The following is a 19,733-nucleotide window of genomic DNA, read 5'->3' on the forward strand; positions in this document are numbered from 1 at the left end:
TCTCTCGTCGCGGCCCCGGCTGCGGGGCGGCTTCGGCCGCGGGGTCGCGGATGCCCGCAGAATGGATGCCATGATCTCGACCGAGATGGCCCTGGCCCTGCGCGAGGCCGGACTGGTGTGGCATCCCCGATCCGGCGACCGATTCCAGCTCGACGAGCCGGAGTTCGATGCGGACGTCTTCACGGTCAGCGAGATGACGGTCGAGCCGCGCGACTACCCGACGGGGCGCATCCTCGCCTTCAACGGGACGACCGAGTGGGCCCTGGACTCCGTGGCCACGGAGGACGCGCTGTGGTTGCCTTCGGAGTCGCAGCTGCGTGAGATGCTGCGTTCGGCCTTCCGGTCGCTGCGGCGTCTCTCGGACACGTACGAGGTCGAGATCTCCGTGGGCGGCGCGAGCGTCGTGTTCGACCACCCCGAACCGGCCGACGCGTACGCGCTCGCGGTGTTGGAGCTGTTGCGCCGGATCCAGTGAGCGTCGCCGCGTCGGCTCCGGATGCGTTTCCGCGGTCTGCGCGAGCGGCATCGCCGACGGGCGCGCAGACCGCGGCGAGAGACGTCCCGACGGCTCAGGTGATGGTCTCGACCGGCTCCGTGTCGGGGATCGGGGTCGAATCACGGTGCCGGAGGTCGGGGAAGCCTTTGACGAACACCGCCGCCACCGCGAAACCGGCGATGGCGAACGCCGCGGCCGCGACATAGGCGCCCTGGGGGCCGATGCCGTCGACGAGGAAACCGGCGACGGCGGATCCGGCGGCGGCCCCGATCAGCTGACCGGTGCTGATCCAGCCGTAGGCCTCGGCCGTCTCGCTGAAGCGGACGCTCGCGGAGGTCATGGCGAACATCACCGCGAGGGCGGGGGCGATGCCGGCTCCCGCGACGAGCAGGGTGGCGCCCAGCCACCAGGCGTTGAGCGACACGATGGTGAGGGACAGGCCGAGGGCGACGATCGCGAGGCGTCGGGCCATCGCCCACGGGCCGATCGGGATGTGACCGAACGAGAGCCCGCCCGCGAGGCTGCCGACCGCGAAGACGGCGAGGACCAGGCCGGCCTCGAGACCACCGTGGTCGAACGTGGCGACGACTCCGGCCTCGACGGCGGCGCACGCTCCGATGAGAAGGAACCCGGTGGCCGTCGCCAACAGCACCGGGGGCTTGCCGAGCACGCGGCCCAGACCCCGGCGACTGCGGGGAATGCGGACTCGTCCGACCTCGGGGCTGAGGATGAACCACGCGCCCCCGCCGAGCATGATGACCACGACGAGGATGAGGCCGGGCACGGTGCCGACCTGCGTGGCGACCAGGGTGATGAGCACGGGTGCGAGCACCCAGATGATCTCCTGCAGCGAGGCGTCGAGGGAGAAGAGGGGCGTGAGCTGCTTCGAATTGACCATCTTCGGGTAGATGGTGCGCACCGCTGACTGGATCGGCGGCGTCGAGAGGCCCGCGATGAGTCCCAGCGTCATGTACAGGGGCAGCGGCATCTCGATCAGCGCGAGCGTCGCGATGGCGGCCGCGCAGACGAGGAGCGTGACCGTCAGGACGCGGCGCATGCCCCAGATGCCCATCCATCGGCTGGTGACGGGCCCGGAGATGGCCTGGCCGATGCTCGTGGCTGCGAGGACGAGGCCCGCGGCCCCGTAGGAACCGGTGACGTGCTCGATGTGCAGCAGGACGGCGAGGCTCGTCATGCCGTTGGGGAAACGCGCCGTCAGCTGAGCGGCAATGATGCGACCCACACCGGGGGTCTGAAGGAGTTCGCGGTAGCCGGCCACGGCACAACGCTATCTCCCCCCTCCGACATCGACGGAGCGCGTCTCGGGGGTCACCGACGCGACACGCCGCGACACGCCGGAGGCCGAAATCCACCGCCTGTGCAATGTCGGAACCCCCCTCTAGCGTGCGAGCTGTGGATGGATGCCGGTCGACCCGGCGAGATCCGCGTAATGGCGGGCATCGAGTGGGTCCCAAGACCCTTGCAACCTGTGGATGAAATCGTGGACAACCTGTGTTGTATATGGGGAGAGCGGTGGAAAATCACACTCGTGTAACTACTACCCCTTGTGGTTCCACCTGATGTCGGTCCCCATATGTAGTATTGAGGTCCCGGCGAGCCCCGCTCGTGCGGAAGATGAGTTTCCAGGGGAGAAAGAGGACAAAATGGCGATCACGGTCTACACCAAGCCGTCGTGTGTTCAGTGCACGGCCACCTACCGCGCGCTCGACTCGAAGGGCATCGAGTACAACGTGCTCGACCTGTCGGAGGACCCCTCCGCGCTCGAGCAGGTCAAGTCGCTCGGGTACCTGCAGGCTCCCGTCGTCATCACCGACGAGGACCACTGGTCGGGCTTCCGTCCCGACAAGATCGACGAGCTCGCGTCGCGCCTGGCGTGACCCTCCGACAGGCTCACCGACCCCCGTCATGAGCGCTGTCCTGTCGGCGACCACGGCTCCGCTGCTCGTCTACTTCTCGAGCGTGTCGGGAAACACCGCGCGTTTCATCGAGAAGCTGGGCATGCGAGCCCAGCGCATCCCCCTTCGGCCGACCGATTCGCCCCTCGTCATCGACGAACCCTTCGTGCTGGTCACCCCCACCTATGGCGGGGGTGCCGGCCGAGGCGTCGAGAAGGGCGCGGTCCCCAAGCAGGTCATCCGCTTCCTCAACGAGGAGCAGAACCGACGCAACATCCGCGGAGTCATCTCCGCGGGCAACACGAATTTCGGTGAGGCGTTCTGTCTCGCCGGCGACATCATCAGTCGCAAGTGCGCCGTGCCGCACCTGTATCGGCTGGAAGTATTCGGCACGCCCGACGACGTCGAGCGCGTCACCGAAGGATTGGAACGATGGTGGAAGTTGAGCTGACCGACGTGGACTTCAAGACCGAAGCGCGTTTCGAGGGCCTGGATTACCACGCCCTGAACGCGATGCTGAATCTGTACGACGCCGATGGAAAGATCCAGTTCGACGCCGACAAGCGTGCCGCGCGGGAGTACTTCCTGCAGCACGTCAACCAGAACACGGTGTTCTTCCACTCGCTCAAGGAGCGCCTCGACTACCTCGTCGAGAAGGAGTACTACGAGCCCACCGTGCTCGAGAAGTACTCGATGGAGTTCATCCAGGAGCTGAACGACCGCGCCTACGGCGCGAAGTTCCGCTTCGAGACCTTCCTGGGCGCCTTCAAGTACTACACGAGCTACACGCTCAAGACCTTCGACGGCAAGCGCTACCTGGAGCGCTTCGAGGACCGCGTCGTCATGACCGCCCTCGCTCTCGCCGACGGCGACCAGCGTCTCGCCGTGCAGCTCGTCGACGAGATCATCTCGGGTCGGTTCCAGCCCGCGACCCCGACCTTCCTCAACGCGGGCAAGGCGCAGCGCGGTGAGCTCGTGTCGTGCTTCCTCCTGCGTATCGAAGACAACATGGAGTCGATCGCCCGCGGCATCAACTCCGCGCTGCAGCTGTCGAAGCGCGGCGGCGGCGTGGCCCTCCTGCTGTCGAACATCCGCGAAGCGGGTGCGCCGATCAAGCAGATCGAGAACCAGTCGTCGGGCATCATCCCCGTCATGAAGCTCCTCGAAGACAGCTTCAGCTACGCCAACCAGCTGGGGGCGCGTCAGGGCGCCGGCGCCGTGTACCTCAACGCGCACCACCCCGACATCCTGCGCTTCCTCGACACCAAGCGTGAGAACGCCGACGAGAAGATCCGTATCAAGACGCTGTCGCTGGGTGTCGTGATCCCCGACATCACGTTCGAGCTCGCCAAGAACGGCGAAGACATGTACCTCTTCTCGCCGTACGACGTCGAGAAGGTCTACGGCAAGCCGTTCGGCGACATCTCGGTCACCGAGAAGTACCGCGAGATGGTCGACGACCCGCGCATCAAGAAGACGAAGATCAACGCGCGCGAGTTCTTCCAGACCCTCGCCGAGATCCAGTTCGAGTCGGGCTACCCGTACATCATGTTCGAGGACACGGTGAACAAGGCCAACCCGATCGCCGGTCGCATCAACATGTCGAACCTGTGCTCGGAGATCCTGCAGGTCAACACGCCGACCACGTACAACGAGGACCTCTCGTACGACACCATCGGCAAGGACATCTCCTGCAACCTCGGCTCGATGAACATCGCGCTCGCGATGGACGGCGGCGACCTCGGCCTGACGGTCGAGACCGCGATCCGCGCCCTCACCGCTGTCAGTGTGCAGAGCCACATCGCGTCGGTGCGCTCGATCGAAGACGGCAACGACCGCTCGCACGCCATCGGCCTCGGCCAGATGAACCTGCACGGTTACCTCGCTCGTGAGCACGTGTACTACGGCTCCGAAGAGGGCATCGACTTCACGAACATCTACTTCTACACGGTGCTCTTCCACGCGCTGCGCGCCTCGAACCGCCTCGCGATCGAGCGCGGCACCGCGTTCGACGGCTTCGAGAACTCGACGTACGCGTCGGGCGAGTTCTTCGACAAGTACACCGATCAGGCGTGGGAGCCGCAGACGGCCAAGGCGAAGGAACTCTTCGCCGGCGTTCAGATCCCCACCCAGGACGACTGGCGTGAGCTGAAGGCCTCGGTTCAGGCTCACGGCATCTACAACCAGAACCTGCAGGCGGTGCCCCCGACCGGGTCGATCTCGTACATCAACAACTCCACGAGCTCGATTCACCCGATCGCGTCGAAGATCGAGATCCGCAAGGAAGGCAAGCTCGGCCGCGTCTACTACCCGGCGCCGTTCATGACGAACGAGAACCTGGAGTACTACCAGGACGCGTACGAGATCGGCTACGAGAAGGTCATCGACACGTACGCCGCCGCCACGCAGCACGTCGACCAGGGCCTGTCGCTGACGCTGTTCTTCAAGGACACCGTCACCACCCGCGACATCAACAAGGCGCAGATCTACGCGTGGCGCAAGGGCATCAAGACCATCTACTACATCCGTCTGCGTCAGCTGGCGCTCGAGGGCACCGACATGACCGAGTGCGTCTCGTGCATGCTCTGACCCGCTGACCATTCATCGATAGAGGACAAGCGACGTCATGGCTGAAAAGCTGCAGCTGCTGAACCACGTGCAGGCCATCAACTGGAACCGCATCCAAGACGATAAAGACCTCGAGGTCTGGAACCGTCTGGTGAACAACTTCTGGCTCCCCGAGAAGGTGCCGCTGTCGAACGACATCCAGTCGTGGAACACGCTCACCCCCGAGGAGCAGACCCTCACGATGCGCGTGTTCACGGGGCTCACGCTCCTCGACACGATCCAGGGCACGGTCGGGGCGGTCTCGCTCATCCCCGACGCGATCACCCCGCACGAGGAGGCCGTCTACACGAACATCGCGTTCATGGAGTCGGTGCACGCGAAGAGCTACTCGTCGATCTTCTCGACGTTGTGCTCGACGAAGGAGATCGACGAGGCGTTCCGCTGGTCCACCGAGAACGAGTTCCTTCAGAAGAAGGCGCGCATCGTCATGGACTACTACCGTGGCGACGACCCGCTCAAGCGCAAGGTCGCCTCGACCCTGCTCGAGTCGTTCCTGTTCTACTCGGGCTTCTACCTGCCGATGCACTGGTCGAGCCGCGCGAAGCTCACCAACACCGCCGACCTGATCCGCCTCATCATCCGCGACGAAGCCGTGCACGGGTACTACATCGGCTACAAGTTCCAGCGCGGTCTCGAGACGGTCGACCAGGCCCGTCGCGACGACATCAAGGACTACACGTTCTCGCTGCTCTACGAGCTGTACGACAACGAGGTGGGCTACACCCAGAGCCTGTACGACGCGGTCGGCCTCAGCGAAGACGTGAAGAAGTTCCTCCACTACAACGCCAACAAGGCGCTGATGAACCTCGGCTACGAGGCCATGTTCCCGTCGTCCGTGACGAACGTGAACCCGGCGATCCTGTCGGCGCTCTCGCCCAATGCAGATGAGAACCACGACTTCTTCTCGGGGTCGGGTTCGTCGTACGTCATCGGCAAGGCCGAGGCGACGGAAGACGACGACTGGGACTTCTGAGTTCCGGTCCCCACCCACGAAGCCCGCCCTCGCACACGCGTGGGCGGGCTTCGTCACGTCATCCGCGCAGCGCCGCGCTCACCGAGGATGCCACGCGCGTGACCTGGAACCACAGCAGGGCGCGGAAGAACGGCCGCGCGATCGGAAGCCACCAGCGCCTTCGCGCTCCCGCGGTCTCCCACGTCGCGTCCACGCGGAGTGAGGTCCCAGATGCCGCGGGCTCGAGCGCGAGGATCACGTGACGAGTGTTGGTGCGACGCTTCGAGGCCGGCCACCAGAACGTCCAGTGGGCGACGCGGCGGGAATCATCGGCGTCGACCGTGAAGTGTTGAGGGCCGAGGTCGCCCGACATGCCCTCCTTCGAGTGAGCCACCCACGTACCGGCGGAACCGGCGGTCACGGAGTCGGCCACCGCGTCCCATTCGACGAGGCGCCGAGCGTCGGAGATGAGTGCCCAGGTGGCATCCGGGGTCGCTGGAATGAACGCGGTCGTCGAGCGGTGGAACGGGTCGTCAGAGGTCGCGACGTCAGCCGAGGCAGGGAGAGCTGCGGCCTGGCTGAGGAGCTCGCGGACGGATGCCGCCGAGGTGTCGAGACGCTCGAGCACCGCCGCGACGAACCCGCTCGGCTCGTCGAGCAGAGCGCGCAGCACCGCGACGGAGTCGCCGGTCTCGCCGACCGTCGTCGCCTGAGTCATGACGGTGCGCGCGGGCTCCGTCCAGTCGTACCCCGCAGGGTCGCCGAGAGCGATCGGCCCGGCGATGGCCGGCTCGACGTCGACGCCGAGCGAGCCGAGCTGCTCGCGGTGCTGGGTCGCGACAGCCTCGCGGGCGCGGTCGATGGTCACGCCCGACGCGCGGAGCACCTGGCCGGCCGTGCCGTCGTCGAGGGTGAGAGCGAGAAGCAGGTGGTCCGTGCCGGCGTTCTTGCCCCCGCCGCGGGAGGCCTCCTCCATCGACGCCACCCACAGTCGGTGGGTCGTTGCGAATGCGGTCGTCAGCTTAGACATGCGGTTTCCTCCGGGGGAGTTCGATCGACGAGTCGACGCGCTTCGCGTACTTCTTGTGGACGGCTTGGCGCGAGACGCCGAGGGCGTCGGCGATGTTCTGCCAGGTGAGCCCCGCGCGCAGCGCCGCCTCGACCTGTCGGAGCTCGAGAGTGTCGGTGAGTTGTCGGAGCGAGGCGATGGCGCGCAGGCCCGCGAACGGATCCGAGGTGTCGCTCGCCTGTTCGACGGGGGAGGGGCTGGGCATGTGAGCAACCTAGGTTGACAGGTCGGCTCTTGTCAACCTTCGTTGCTTGCCGGAAGAACTTGCGGGATGACGATAATGCGTATTACTGTGGCATTCATCACCTGATAATCCGCATAATCAGGTTGCGTCAAGGAGGACGAATGTCCCGCACGGAGTCACGTCGCGTCACTCAGCGTCAGATCGCTCAGCTCGCCGGGGTGAGCCAGGCGACGGTCTCGCTCGTCCTGAACAACCGGACCGGGGGAGACATCCGCATCCCGGACGAGACGCGAGAGCGCGTGCTCCGCGTGATCGAGGAGACCAAGTACGTCGCGGATCCGTCCGCCCGCCGCCTCGCCGGGGTCGACAACCGCATCCTCGGCGTCTTCACCTACGAGCCCGCGTTCCCGACCCGGAGCCTCGACTTCTACACGCCGCTGCTGAACGGCATCGAGGCCGGCGCCGAAGAGCTGGGAAGCGATCTGCTGCTGTTCACCAGCACCCCGGTGGTCGACGGCCGGCGCCGTCTCTTCCACGAGCGCAATCGCCTTCGCCTCGCCGACGGCGTTCTGCTGCTCGGTGTCGAGATGGATCCGAACGAGCTCGCGCGTCTGGTCATCGAGGGCTTCCGCGTGGTCGCCGTCGGTCGCCGCGACACTCCGGCGATCCCGTACGTCGGTATCGACTACACCGCGGCGACCGCCGAGGTGGTCGGCCGGGCGCTCGCGATGGGGCACCGCCGCGTCCTGTACCTGCGCCTCGACAGCGACGGCGAATCGGTGCGTGATCGCTATCAGGGAGTCCTCGACGCCGCCGCTGGTGCCGACGTCGTCCTCGCGGATCGCCTCAGCGACGGCTCCGACCTCGCGGCGGACTGGCGCGAGATCACGACGTTCGAGCCGACCCTCGTGATCGCGGAGTCGCCCGAGGTGGCGCAGAGCCTGCATGATCGCGCGCTGCACGAGGGCTACGAGGTCCCGCGCGACCTGAGCATCATCGCTCTCGGATCCTCGCCGCGCGTGAGCCCCGACGACGTCAGCTTCACGCGGTTGAACCCCCCGCGCACCGAGCTCGGGCAGCGCGCGGTCCACCTTCTCGCGCGTCTGCTCTCGGACGACGACTACCCGTCGGCCGACGAACTGCGAACCCTTCTCCCATGTCCCATCATCGACGGCGCCACGCTGAGCGCGCCCGCCCAGGAGGCTCGCCCATGAGCGAACTGCACACCGAAGTCCTCGTCGTCGGCGGGGGGATGGGCGGCGTCGCGGCGGCGCTCGCGGCGGCGCGACACGGACGCCAGGTCGTCCTCACCGAAGAGTACGAATGGCTCGGCGGGCAGCTGACGAGTCAGGCCGTCCCCCCGGACGAGCACACCTGGATCGAGCAGTTCGGCGCCACCGCGAGCTACCGGGAGCTCCGCGACGGCATCCGCAACCATTATCGCCAGTGGTACCCGCTCACGGCCGCCGCGCGGAAGGAGGTCGCGCTCAACCCGGGCGCCGGTCTCGTGAGCCGCATCTGCGCCGAGCCCCGGGCCGGCGTCGCGGTGATCGAGGGGCTGCTCGCCCCCCACGTGTCCGCGGGGCGTCTCCGCATCCTGCGGGGGGTTCGGCCGACGGCGGCGTCCCGGCAGGGCGACCGGATCGACGCGGTCGAGGTGACGGCGGAGGACGGGACGCGGACCCGCATCACGGCGGACTACGTTCTGGATGCCACCGAGCTCGGCGATCTCCTCCCTCTCGCCGAGGTGGAACACGTCACCGGATTCGAATCCCGCGCGCAGACCGGCGAGCCCAGCGCGCCGGAGGAAGCCCAGCCGGAGAACCAGCAGGCCTTCAGCTGGTGCTTCATCATCGACCACGTCGAGGGCGACCACACCATCGACAAACCGGACGACTACGACGACTGGCGAGCGCGCCAGCCGGAGTTCTGGGGAGCTCCCATGATCTCCCTCACGGGTCCGCACCCGCGCACCCTGGAGATCTTCACGCGCACCTTCACGCCCACGATCGACGGGGATCCTCTCGCGATGCTCGCCGATCAGCGGGCCGGGGGCGGCGACGAGGAGCTCTGGACCTTCCGGCGGATCCTCGCCAAGGGACTCTTCGAGCCCGGAGCGTTCGACAGCGACATCGTCCTGGTCAACTGGCCGATGATCGACTACCTCGACGGGACACTGACCGGCCCGGACGCGGAAGCTCACCGACAGGCCGCGAAACGGCAGTCGCTCGCGATGTTCTACTGGCTGCAGACCGAGGCCCCGCGCCCGGACGGTGGTCGAGGATGGCCCGGACTGCGTCTGCGGGGAGATGTGACGGGCACGTCGGACGGTTTCGCCCAGGCCCCCTACATCCGGGAGTCGAGGCGCATCCTGGCCGAGTACACCGTCGTCGAACAGGACCTGTCCATCGAACTGCGCGGCCACGCCGGGCCCGCGCAGTACCCGGACACGGTCGGTGTCGGCATGTACCGCATCGACCTGCACCCCACGACAGGCGGCGACAACTATCTCGACGTCGCCTCCGTTCCCTACGAGATCCCGCTCGGGGCCATGATCCCCGTGCGAGTGGACAACCTGCTACCCGCGGGCAAGAACCTCGGCACCACGCACATCACCAATGGCGCTTTCCGCCTGCACCCCGTGGAGTGGAACGTCGGCGAAGTGGCGGGCACGCTCGCCGCATTCTGCCTCGAGCGCTCGGTCTCCCCGCGCGAAGTTCGCGCGCAGAGCGACCTCCTCTCCACCTTCCAGAACCGCCTGACCCAGCAGGGCGTCGAACTGCACTGGCCCGACGTCACGGGCTACTAAGGAGCATTCACATGAAATCAGCAAAGATGCTGAGCGCTGCGGCCGTGGTCGCCGCGGCCTCACTCGCCCTCAGCGGCTGCAGCGGTTCCGGCCCCAGCGCCGATGAGCCGGTCGCACTCCGCATGACCGTCTGGACCTCCAACGAGGCACAGCTCGCGCTCTTCGACGAGATCGCGGACGCCTACATCGCCGATCACCCCGAGGTGTCGAGCATCACGTTCGACCCGCTCGACTTCGACAGCTACACGACGACGCTGACCACACAGTTGGCCGGCGGAAACCCGCCGGACATGGCGTGGCTGCTCGAGAACGCCGCTCCTGACTTCGTCTCCTCCGGAGCACTGGTCCCTCTGAACGACACGCTGTCCTCGACCGAGGGCTACGAGCTCGACGACCTGTCCGAACCCGCGACCCAGCTCTGGCGCACCGAGGACGGCGACCTCGCCGCCTATCCGTTCTCGACGTCGCCGTTCGTCGTGTTCGCGAACGACGATCTCCTCGCCGCGGCGGGACAGCCCACGGCCGCGGAGCTCCAGGCATCCGGTCAGTGGAACTGGAACACCCTGTCGGACGTCGGCTCGAAGGTGAACGCCGCGACGGGGAAGGCCGGCTTCGTCGTCCGTGACTTCGAGTACACGCAGTGGGACTACCTGTCCACGGTGTGGAACGGGTGGGGAGCGGCGCCGTGGTCCGCGGACGGCAAGACCTGCACCTTCGATGCGCCCGAGATGGTCGACGCCTTCACGTTCCTGCACGATGCGGCTTTCGCGAAGAAGGCGATGCCGGGGCCGGGCTCGACCGCCGACTTCTTCGCCGGAGACGCGGCGTTCACGGTGACTCAGATCTCTCGCGCGTCTCTCCTCAAGGAATCCGGGATCACCTCGTGGGAGCTGCTTCCCCTTCCCTCCGGACCGGACGGCGAGTACTCGGTGATCGGTCAAGCGGGGCTGGGGGCGCTGGCCCAGGGCAAACACCCGGAGCAGGCCGCCGACTTCATCGCCTTCTTCACCAACCCGGAGAACTCGGCCAAGCTCGCGACCTACTTCCCGCCGGCGCGCACGTCGCAGCTGACGGCGTCGACGCTCAGCGCGGCCAACCCCGTGCTGTCCGAAGCCCAGCTCGCTGACGTCGTCGTCCCGGCGATCACCTCCGGCACCGTGCGGCCTTCTCACACCGGCGCCGCCGAGATCCAGCAGGAGGTGCGCTCGGGACTCGACGGCCTGTGGGTCGCCGACGCCGACATCGCCGGCACCTTGACCGGAGTCTGCGACACCATCGGCCCCCTCCTCGAGCAATGAGCGGAGTCCTCGACGAGGCCCCCGTCGTCCTGGCCGCCGGCGCGTCACCGCGCGCCGGGGCCGGGCGCCCGGCGGAGAAGCGGCGTCGGCGCCGCCTGTCCCGCGGCGACACGCTGATCGGCTACCTGTTCGTCGCTCCCCAGGTCATCGGCATTCTGGCCTTCGTGATCCTGCCCTTGGCGCTGATCCTCTATTACAACTTCCACGAGTGGAACGTGCTCGCGAACACGTTCCGGTTCGTCGGCACCGAGAATGTCGAGCGGCTCTTCTCCGACCCGAAGGTCGCACCGGTCCTCGGAGCGACGGCGGTGTTCAGCATCGGTCTGGTGATCGGAAACCTCGGCCTCGCTCTCCTTCTCGCGGTGCTGCTCAATCGCAAGGTTCGCGGGATCACGTTCTTCAGGACCCTGTTCTTCTCACCCGTCGTCGTCTCGCTGGTCGCGTGGACGATCGTGTGGGGGTTTTTGCTCCAAGACGACGGTGGTATCAACGGCCTGCTCGCCATGGTCGGCGTCGACGGGCCGAACTGGCTGCGCGAAGGGCCCACGGCGATGCTCAGCGTGATCGTCGTCCAGGTCTTCAAGAACGTCGGCCTGAACATGATCCTCTTCCTGTCGGCGCTGCAGGGCGTCCCCAGAGAGGTGACCGAGGCGGCATCCATCGACGGTGCCGGCAAGGCCGCGATCTTCGGACGCATCACGCTCCCGCTGATCTCTCCCACGATCCTCCTGACGACCATCATCACCATCGTCGGGTCGCTCCAGGTGTTCGCCCAGATCGCCGTGCTGACGCAGGGCGGGCCGGGGATCTCCACGACCGTGCTCGTGTACTACCTCTTCCAGCAGGCGTTCGAGTTCCACCGGTTCGGCTACGGTTCGACCCTCGCGCTCGTCCTGTTCGTCATCGTCCTGCTCCTGACCATCGTGCAGTGGCAGCTCCGCAAGAGATGGGTCTTCTATGAGAACTGAGCGGCGACCCGCCCTGCGGGTCCTCTTCTCCATCGGGATGTCGCTCTTGGCGATTCCGTTCGTCTTCCCGACCTGGTGGATGATCACCTCGTCGTTCAAGCCGATCGGCGAGATCTTCGCCTTCCCGCCGACCCTGTGGCCCCAGAATCCGACGATTCAGCCGTACATCGACGCCCTCACCGAACAGCCGTTCCTGCTGCAGTACTGGAACAGCATGTACATCGCGGTCGTGGTGACGGTGGCGACGATGGTGTTCTCCGCGATGGCCGGCTATGCCTTCGCGCGGATCAGATTCCCCGGGGTGAACTTTCTGTTCGTCATCGTTCTCGTCGGACTCCTCGTGCCGTCCGAGGTGACGATCGTGCCGTTGTTCCAGATGTTCAATCAGCTCGGGTTGGTCAACACACATTGGCCGCTGCTGTTGGTGTCGACCTTCGGCGCACCGAGTGTTCTGGCGACCTTCATCATGCGGCAGTTCTTCGTGACGCTGCCGGTCGAACTGGAGGAGGCCGCCCGACTCGACGGACTGCACCGGGCGGCGATCTGGTGGCGGATCGCGATGCCGCTCGCCAAGGCGTCGCTGGGAGCGGTGGCGATCTTCACCTTCCTGCACACGTGGAACCTGTATCTGGAGCCGACGGTCTACCTGCAGAGTCCCGACCTGTTCACCCTGCCCCAAGCGCTCACCCGCTACACGGACGCGTACGGCGGCCAGATGTGGAACGTCCAGCTGGCGGCGGCGACCATGACGGCGGTACCGGTGCTGATCGTGTTCATCTTCGCGCAGCGCCAGTTCGTCGAGGGCCTCGCCCAGACGGGCTTGAAGGGCTGACCGGCGCAGGCGAGCCGGACACCGCGGGGCCCATTCGCCGCGTTCGGCTCGCCTCTCGGCGCAAACTCCGCCCGGAGGCTCCGACAGGCTCTCCGCCGGGTTCGAGACAACGGTTCTCCGAGCCTGTCCACATGACTGAAACACGCACGACCCCCAACCGAATACTCGCGATGAAAAGGACAACGATGTTCACCCATTCGATGAGACGAGTGACGACGGCGACCGTCGCGCTCGCGATGATCACAGGAGCGCTTGTGGCCTTCCCCTCCGATGCGCGCGCGAGCGCCCCGACGACGACGGCGGTCGCCGGTGCGACCGCCTCCGTAGACACCCCAGCGGAGTTCGCCACTCTGCGCGAGAAGTACGCGGCCATGCTGACCGGCGGCGCGACCTTCGCCTCCGCCGACCCCGATATCTCGGCGCGGATCGCCGCGATCACGGCATCCGGTCAGCAGTCCTGGGACTCGATGAAGAAGAACGCGGACCGCAACCGGCTGTGGGACGACTCACCGTTGGGCACCGACTCCGCGGGCGTGACCCGCACCTACGAACACCTCCGGTCGATGGCGCTCGCGTACGCGACACACGGCTCGACGTTGGAGGGGAATGCGCAGCTCGAAGCCGACCTCATCGACGGCTTGGACTGGATGAACACGAACGCCTACTACGCCCAGGGCCCGTCGTACCAGAACTGGTGGCACTGGCAGATCGGTGCACCGCTCGCGCTGAACGACATCGTCGCCCTCGTCTACGATGACCTCACCAGCACGCAGATCTCCGACTACATGGCCGCGGTCAGTTTCTACCAGCCCTCCGTGACCATGACCGGGGCGAACCGTCTGTGGGAGAGCCAGGTCATCGCGATCTCGGGGATCATCGCCCAGGACGCCACGCGCGTCGCGGCGGGCCGCGACGGTCTCAGCGCGCTCTTCCCCTACGTCGCCTCCGGCGACGGGTTCACGCGGGACGGGTCGTTCGTCCAGCACAACTTCTACGCGTACAACGGCGGCTACGGCACCTCGCTGCTCTCCGGCATCGCCGACCTGCTGTACCTGCTCAACGGATCCACGTGGGACATCACGGACCCGCAGCGATCGAACGTGAGCGAGTGGATCTACAACGCCTTCGAGCCGTTCCTCTCCCAGGGGAACCTGATGGACATGGTCCGCGGACGGGAGATCAGCCGCTACGGCGTGCAGGACGACGATGCCGCGGTACCGGTCATGGCATCCATCATCCGTCTCTCGCAGGTGTCGCCCTCCCCGGACGCCGCCGCGTTCAAGAGCATGATCAAGGCCTGGCTGGCGGTGGATGCGGACAAGACCTTCCTCAGCCAGGTCTCGGTGGATCTCATCGTGGGCGCGAAGGCGATCCAGAACGACTCCTCCGTCGCGCCGCGGGACGAGCTCGTCTTCAATCGGCAGTTCACCGGCATGGACCGCACCGTGCATGCGCGACCGGGATACCGCTTCGGCATCAGCATGGCGTCGAGCCGCATCGCCGCGTTCGAGTCGATCAATGCCGAGAATGCGAAGGGATGGCACACCGGCGACGGGATGACGTACCTGTACAACAACGACCTCGGCCAGTACAACGACGATTTCTGGCCCACCGTCGACAACTACCGGCTGCCCGGGACGACGGTCCTGAAGAACACGCCGCAGAAGGCGAACACCCGCACGGACAGATCAGGGGTCGGCGGCGCGAGCATCCTGGGTCAGTACGGCGTCACCGGGATGGACCTGCACACGATCGACCGGAACCTGGAGGCCAAGAAGTCGTGGTTCATGTTCGATGACGAGATCGTGGCCCTCGGGGCAGGAGTCACCAGCACCGACGGGATCGACACCGAGACGATCGTGGAGAACCGCAAGCTGAACGCGGCGGGCGACAATGCCCTGACCGTGGACGGGGCGACCGAGCCCGCGACGCTCGGATGGTCGGACACCCTGACGGGGGTCGACCGTGTGCACCTGGCGGGCAGCGTCGCCGGCTCGGACATCGGGTACTACTTCCCCGGGGGTGCGACGGTGAACGGCCTCCGCGAGCAGCGCACCGGGAACTGGAAGCAGCTCAACTCGTCGTCGCAGTGGGGGAACTCGACGCCCATCACGCGGAACTACCTGTCGCTCTCCCTCGATCACGGCAGCAACCCCACCGATGGCGCGTACTCCTACGTGCTCCTCCCGAACAAGACGAGCGCGCAGGTCGACAGCTACGCCTCCGACCCCGACATCAGCATCCTCGAGAACTCCACCTCTGCTCAGGCCGTGCGCGAGAACGGTCTGAACGTCACGGGCATCACCTTCTGGAAGGACGAGGTCACGACCGCCGGAGGCGTCACCTCCGACCGGAAGGCGTCGGTCATGGTGAGCAAGAGCGCGGGCACCCTCGACGTCTCGGTCGCCGACCCGACGCAGAAGAACGTCGGCCAGATCTACCTCTCGCTCGACACGCCGGCCACCGGCTTGATCTCGAACGACCCGGAGGTGACCGTGCTGCAGTACACGCCGACGGTCGAGCTCAAAGTGAACGTCGACAAGGCGGGCGGCAAGGACTTCCACGTCGCGTTGTCGCTCGACGGCACCCAGCAGGCCAACCCGGCACCGATCGCGATTCCGAACACGTACGAAGCCGAGACGCTCCCGGTCAATGCGCTCACGAAGTCGTTCTCGGCTGCCAACGACGCCAACGCGAGCGGCGGGAAGAGGGTCCAGGTCCACAACTCCGTCGTGGGCGACTACATCGAGTACAGCCTCGACGTTCCGCAGGCGGGCACCTACGACGTGGTCGCACGGGCCTTCAAAGCGAGCAACAACGGCATCTACCAGCTCGCGGTCGACGGAACGAACGTCGCGAGCCCGCAGGACTTCTTCTGGAACACCAACGTCGCGCAACGCGATCAGACGTTCGGCTCGTACACGTTCACGAAGCCGGGCAGCTATCTCGTGCGGCTGACGGCGACGGGCAAGAACGCCAGCGCTTCGGGGATGAAGCTGATGCTCGACTATCTGAAGCTGGTGCCCACAACGGGCGGCTAGGAGGGTGATGACCCGCCCGCGCGCCATCGGCGGCGGGCGGGTCTGTCGCTCGGATCGCTCGGCGGGTGCCGCTTGGGCCGCCGCTCGGGTCACCCGGCGGGGCGGCCGACGGGTCACCGTGCGGAGCGACCGCCCGCTCCGCGTTCGGTGCCCTCGCCGCCGCCCGCCATCGGGCGCGCTGCCGCCTCGATCGAGGGGTTGGCGTATCGCACTCCCTCGGCGAGCGCGCGGACCACCCCCTCCGCGGGTGCGGAACCTGTGAGGCTGTCGGGGGCGCGGACGACCCTCACGCGCTGGTCGCGCGGCGGCCGGCCGGAACCGGAACGCGCCGCAGATGCGGGGCGACGACGTCCTGGAACGCGCGTGCGGTCTCGGCCAGCACGACCTTCGGGTCGCGCTCCCAGATGTCGGCGTGGAAGATCTCGACCTCGATGTCACGGTCGTACCCCGTCGCCTGGACGGCACGCGTGAGAGCGGCGAAGTCGATCACGCCGTCGCCGGGGTAGTGGCGGCTGAGGAGCACGTCGGCGGCGAGGGGGGTCTTCCAGTCGCACACCTGGTACGTCGCGATGCGCCCCTCGCGTCCCGCCCGCTCGATCGCTGCGAGCGCCCCCGGATCCCAGAACACGTGGAACGTGTCGACCGTGACGCCCACCTCGTTCGACGCGAAGGGCTCCGCGAGATCGAGGGCCTGGGAGAGCGTCGACACGACGCACCGGTCGGTCGCGTACAGGGGGTGAAGCGGCTCGATCGCGAGGGTGACGCCGGCACCCCGGGCGCGCGGGACCAGCTCGCCGATCGCGTCGCTCACACGCTCACGGGTCCCCGCGAGGTCGCGAGATCCCGGGGGGAGTCCACCGGCCACGATGACGAGCGTCGGAGTCGAACCGGGCGCTCCCGCCGCGGCCAACTCCGCGGTCTCGTCGATCGCGCGGCGGTTGTCGTCGAGCGACCCCGCTCCGGTGAAGAAGCCCGCGCGACACGACGTGGTGAACCGCAGTCCCGTATCCCGCAGCATCGCGCACGCGGTGGCGAGGCCGACCTCGGCCACGGGCTCGCGCCACAGGCCGATCGCCTCGTAACCCGCGGCGACCGTCAACTCCAGCGCGGTGCGGAGGTCGGCGTGCTTGATGGTCGCCTGGTTGATCGACAGGCGCGGGTGGGGCTTCACTCGTCCGCTCCGTTCACGCGCAGAAGGGCGTGCCAGCGGGATGCCGCCCGCTGGGGGTCCTCGAGGACGTTCGCCGTGTTCGCCAACTCGACGATCCGCGACAGGTGGGGGAGGCTCCGCGCGGAGTGCAGGCCGCCGACCATCTGGAACGCCGGCTGGTGTCCGTTGAGCCACGAGAGGAACGCGACTCCCGTCTTGTAGAAGTGCGTCGGGGGCGCGAACAGGTGCCGGCTCAGCGGTGTGGTGGGAGCCAGCACGGCGCGGTACGTCGGGTGGTCGCCGGCGTCGAGGGCTCGGATCGCCGTAGAGGCGGCGGGCGCGATGGCGGCGAACGCTCCGAGGAGGGCATCGGAATGGGTACGTGTGCTCGCAGACGGGGGCTCGGCGTCGTCGAGCAGATCGACGTAGTGGAAGTCGTCGCCGGTGAACATGCGGACGCCCTCCGGCAACCGCGCCCGCACCCACCGCTCCGCGTCGGCGTCGAGCAGGCTCATCTTGACCCCGGCGACGCGGTCCACGTTCTCCTCGATGATGTCGAGCAGCGTGGTCGCCGCGTCCTCCCCGCGCGTCGAGCCGAAGTATCCCGCCAGCTCTTGATCGAACGCCTCCCCGAGCCAGTGCAGCACGACCGGGCGCGACGCGCGGCTCACCACCTCGCGGTACACCCGGCGGTAGTCGTCCGCCGAGGTGGCGGTGCGCGCGAGATGACGGGATGCCATGAGCACGGCATCCGCTCCTTGTTCCTCCGCGAACTCGAGCTGCCAGACGTAGGCGTCGACGATCTGCGAGAGGGACGCGCTCGTGGCCTCGAGGTGATCGGTGTTCACCCCCACGACCAGCGAGCCGCCTTCCTCACGGGCGACCTCCGCGGACCGAGCGATCAGCTCGCGGGTCGCGCGGGTGTCCAGCCCCATGTTGCGCTGCGCGGTGTCCATCGCATCCGCGACACCGAGGCCCCACGAGAAGAGGAAGCGACGGAAGTCCAGCGTCGCGTCCCAGTCGATGCGGGCGGGCGCGCCGGGGGTGTTGTCTGCCCACGCCAGGGGGACGACGTGCGCGGCCGCGTACACGACCCGGCTGCGTAGGGGTGAGGTGGGCCTGGGCCAGGACGGCGCGGCGCGCAGCTCGGTCCCGGTGATTCGGCCATCCGGACCGAGCAGGCGAAGCCCGGTCATCGGGCGACACCACCGGGCACCGCCGTCAGGGTCTCCAGCGCGATCTTCCGCCCCTCGCGGCTCGAGCGAAGGCCCGCCTCGGCCAGCTGCACTCCGCGCGCGCCGGCGAGGAGGTCGAACGCGTAGGGCGTCTCCTGGACGTAGGAGACGAGGAAGTCCTGCCACTGCTGCCGGAAGCCGTTGAGGAAGACGTCGTTGTCGGGCAGGCGGTGCCAGTCGGCGGCGTAGTCGTGCGCGTCCTCGAGGTCGGGGTTCCACACCGGCTTGGGCGTGGCGCTGCGCGGTTGGATCTCGGCACCGAACAGACCGACGACGGCGGAGCCGTGGGTTCCGTCGACGTGGAACTCGACCAGTTCGTCGCGATGGACGCGGACGGTCCAGGAGGAGTTGATCTGCGCGATGACCCCGCCCTCGAGCTCGAAGATGCCGTAGGCCGCGTCCTCGGCGGTGGCCGTGTAGTGCGTCCCCGACTCGTCCCAGCGGTCGTGGATGTGCGTGGCGGCTTCCGCGTACACGCTCCGCACAGGCCCGAACAGGTTCTCCAGCACGTAGTTCCAGTGCGGGAACATGTCGACGATGATGCCGCCGCCGTCTTCGGCGCGGTAGTTCCAGCTCGGGCGCTGGGCGCGCTGCCAGTCGCCCTCGAAGACCCAGTAGCCGAACTCGCCGCGGACGGAGAGGATGCGTCCGAAGAACCCGGAGTCGATCAGGCGCTTCAGCTTCTGCAGACCCGGCAGGTAGAGCTTGTCGTGCACGACACCGGTCTTCACCCCGGCTTCCGCGGCGAGACGGGCGAGCTCGAGGGCTTCCTCCAGGCTCTCCGCGGTGGGCTTCTCGGTGTAGATGGTCTTGCCCGCGGCGATCGCCCTTCGCAGCGCCGCGGCCCGCGCTTTCGTCACGAGGAAGTCGGCGTAGATCTCCCAGCGCGGGTCCGCGAGAGCGGCATCCAGGTCGGTGGTGAAGTCCTCGATGTCGTGCCGGGCCGCGAGCTCGGCGAGGGTCGCGCGGTTGCGGCCGACGAGCAGCGGCTTCACGGTCACGCGGGAGCCGTCGGGGAGGTCGATGCCTCCGGCGTCGCGAATCGCGAGGATCGAGCGCACGAGGTGCTGGCGATATCCCATGCGTCCCGTGGCGCCGTTCAGGATGACGCCGATCTCGCGGGTGCGGACGGCGGTGTCGGTCGCAAGGGTCATG

18 protein-coding genes are annotated in these 19,733 nt (G+C 67.4%); 11 read left to right on the forward strand and 7 right to left on the reverse strand.

Annotated elements, in window-relative coordinates; all coding sequences use genetic code 11:
• Nucleotides 1–70 precede the first annotated feature (70 nt).
• Nucleotides 71–475, forward strand: coding sequence for a pilus assembly protein CpaE (locus PIR02_13425; GenBank protein WZH39008.1), 405 nt, complete (start codon nucleotides 71–73; stop codon nucleotides 473–475).
• 94 nt (nucleotides 476–569) lie between these two features.
• Here the strand turns inward: PIR02_13425 and PIR02_13430 are convergent, their stop codons facing one another.
• Nucleotides 570–1,775: an MFS transporter gene (locus PIR02_13430; GenBank protein ID WZH35764.1), complete on the reverse strand. Its 1,206-nt coding sequence runs from the start codon at nucleotides 1,773–1,775 to the stop codon at nucleotides 570–572.
• A 385-nt stretch (nucleotides 1,776–2,160) separates the two neighbouring features.
• Between PIR02_13430 and nrdH the strand changes: the two genes are divergently transcribed.
• From nrdH to nrdF, 4 genes are read left to right on the forward strand one after another with little or no spacing between them, the layout of a single operon-like run.
• Complete coding sequence (nrdH, locus tag PIR02_13435) at nucleotides 2,161–2,394, forward strand: glutaredoxin-like protein NrdH (protein ID WZH35765.1); 234 nt, start codon at nucleotides 2,161–2,163, stop codon at nucleotides 2,392–2,394.
• Between the two features lie 28 nt (nucleotides 2,395–2,422).
• On the forward strand, nucleotides 2,423–2,863 hold the full coding sequence (gene nrdI, locus PIR02_13440) for a class Ib ribonucleoside-diphosphate reductase assembly flavoprotein NrdI (GenBank protein WZH35766.1): 441 nt from the start codon (nucleotides 2,423–2,425) through the stop codon (nucleotides 2,861–2,863).
• Nucleotides 2,845–5,001 carry a class 1b ribonucleoside-diphosphate reductase subunit alpha gene (gene nrdE / locus PIR02_13445; protein ID WZH35767.1) on the forward strand — a complete coding sequence of 719 codons (2,157 nt, stop codon included), beginning with the start codon at nucleotides 2,845–2,847 and terminating at the stop codon, nucleotides 4,999–5,001. The genes nrdI and nrdE overlap by 19 nt, the downstream gene beginning before the upstream one ends.
• Before the next feature lie 37 nt (nucleotides 5,002–5,038).
• Nucleotides 5,039–6,013 carry a class 1b ribonucleoside-diphosphate reductase subunit beta gene (gene nrdF / locus PIR02_13450; GenBank protein WZH35768.1) on the forward strand — a complete coding sequence of 325 codons (975 nt, stop codon included), beginning with the start codon at nucleotides 5,039–5,041 and terminating at the stop codon, nucleotides 6,011–6,013.
• A 58-nt stretch (nucleotides 6,014–6,071) separates the two neighbouring features.
• Here the strand turns inward: nrdF and PIR02_13455 are convergent, their stop codons facing one another.
• Nucleotides 6,072–7,022, reverse strand: a complete 951-nt coding sequence (locus PIR02_13455) for a Clp protease N-terminal domain-containing protein (protein WZH35769.1) — start codon at nucleotides 7,020–7,022, stop codon at nucleotides 6,072–6,074.
• Entirely contained in the window at nucleotides 7,015–7,266 is a 252-nt protein-coding gene (locus PIR02_13460; protein ID WZH35770.1) for a hypothetical protein, read from the reverse strand. Before PIR02_13460 ends, PIR02_13455 begins: the two co-directional genes overlap by 8 nt.
• A gap of 140 nt (nucleotides 7,267–7,406) precedes the next feature.
• On the opposite strand from PIR02_13460, the gene PIR02_13465 reads away from it, so the two are divergent.
• The 6 genes from PIR02_13465 to PIR02_13490 all read left to right on the forward strand — a co-directional run bounded on the left by PIR02_13465 (nucleotide 7,407) and on the right by PIR02_13490 (nucleotide 16,193).
• A complete protein-coding gene (locus tag PIR02_13465) occupies nucleotides 7,407–8,459 on the forward strand; it encodes a LacI family DNA-binding transcriptional regulator (protein ID WZH35771.1) in 1,053 nt (350 codons plus the stop codon).
• Nucleotides 8,456–10,054 carry an FAD-dependent oxidoreductase gene (locus PIR02_13470; GenBank protein ID WZH35772.1) on the forward strand — a complete coding sequence of 533 codons (1,599 nt, stop codon included), beginning with the start codon at nucleotides 8,456–8,458 and terminating at the stop codon, nucleotides 10,052–10,054. The genes PIR02_13465 and PIR02_13470 overlap by 4 nt, the downstream gene beginning before the upstream one ends.
• 11 nt (nucleotides 10,055–10,065) lie before the next feature.
• Entirely contained in the window at nucleotides 10,066–11,352 is a 1,287-nt protein-coding gene (locus PIR02_13475) for a sugar ABC transporter substrate-binding protein (GenBank protein WZH35773.1), read from the forward strand.
• On the forward strand, nucleotides 11,349–12,320 hold the full coding sequence (locus PIR02_13480; protein ID WZH35774.1) for a sugar ABC transporter permease: 972 nt from the start codon (nucleotides 11,349–11,351) through the stop codon (nucleotides 12,318–12,320). Before PIR02_13475 ends, PIR02_13480 begins: the two co-directional genes overlap by 4 nt.
• A complete protein-coding gene (locus tag PIR02_13485) occupies nucleotides 12,310–13,152 on the forward strand; it encodes a carbohydrate ABC transporter permease (GenBank protein WZH35775.1) in 843 nt (280 codons plus the stop codon). The genes PIR02_13480 and PIR02_13485 overlap by 11 nt, the downstream gene beginning before the upstream one ends.
• Before the next feature lie 209 nt (nucleotides 13,153–13,361).
• Complete coding sequence (locus tag PIR02_13490) at nucleotides 13,362–16,193, forward strand: polysaccharide lyase family 8 super-sandwich domain-containing protein (GenBank protein WZH35776.1); 2,832 nt, start codon at nucleotides 13,362–13,364, stop codon at nucleotides 16,191–16,193.
• A gap of 113 nt (nucleotides 16,194–16,306) precedes the next feature.
• Here the strand turns inward: PIR02_13490 and PIR02_13495 are convergent, their stop codons facing one another.
• The 4 genes from PIR02_13495 to PIR02_13510 are packed head-to-tail and all read right to left on the reverse strand — an operon-like array spanning nucleotide 16,307 to nucleotide 19,732.
• Nucleotides 16,307–16,483 carry a glycerate kinase gene (locus PIR02_13495; protein ID WZH35777.1) on the reverse strand — a complete coding sequence of 59 codons (177 nt, stop codon included), beginning with the start codon at nucleotides 16,481–16,483 and terminating at the stop codon, nucleotides 16,307–16,309.
• The gene (locus tag PIR02_13500) at nucleotides 16,480–17,364 is read right to left on the reverse strand and encodes a sugar phosphate isomerase/epimerase (protein WZH35778.1); all 885 of its coding nucleotides are present in this window, start codon (nucleotides 17,362–17,364) and stop codon (nucleotides 16,480–16,482) included. Before PIR02_13500 ends, PIR02_13495 begins: the two co-directional genes overlap by 4 nt.
• Nucleotides 17,361–18,539: a DUF993 family protein gene (locus PIR02_13505; protein WZH35779.1), complete on the reverse strand. Its 1,179-nt coding sequence runs from the start codon at nucleotides 18,537–18,539 to the stop codon at nucleotides 17,361–17,363. Before PIR02_13505 ends, PIR02_13500 begins: the two co-directional genes overlap by 4 nt.
• On the reverse strand, nucleotides 18,536–19,732 hold the full coding sequence (locus tag PIR02_13510; protein WZH35780.1) for a Gfo/Idh/MocA family oxidoreductase: 1,197 nt from the start codon (nucleotides 19,730–19,732) through the stop codon (nucleotides 18,536–18,538). Before PIR02_13510 ends, PIR02_13505 begins: the two co-directional genes overlap by 4 nt.
• Nucleotide 19,733 lies beyond the last annotated feature (1 nt).

The organism is Microbacterium enclense (assembly GCA_038182865.1).
GTDB classification, from domain to species: Bacteria; Actinomycetota; Actinomycetes; order Actinomycetales; family Microbacteriaceae; genus Microbacterium; species Microbacterium enclense_B.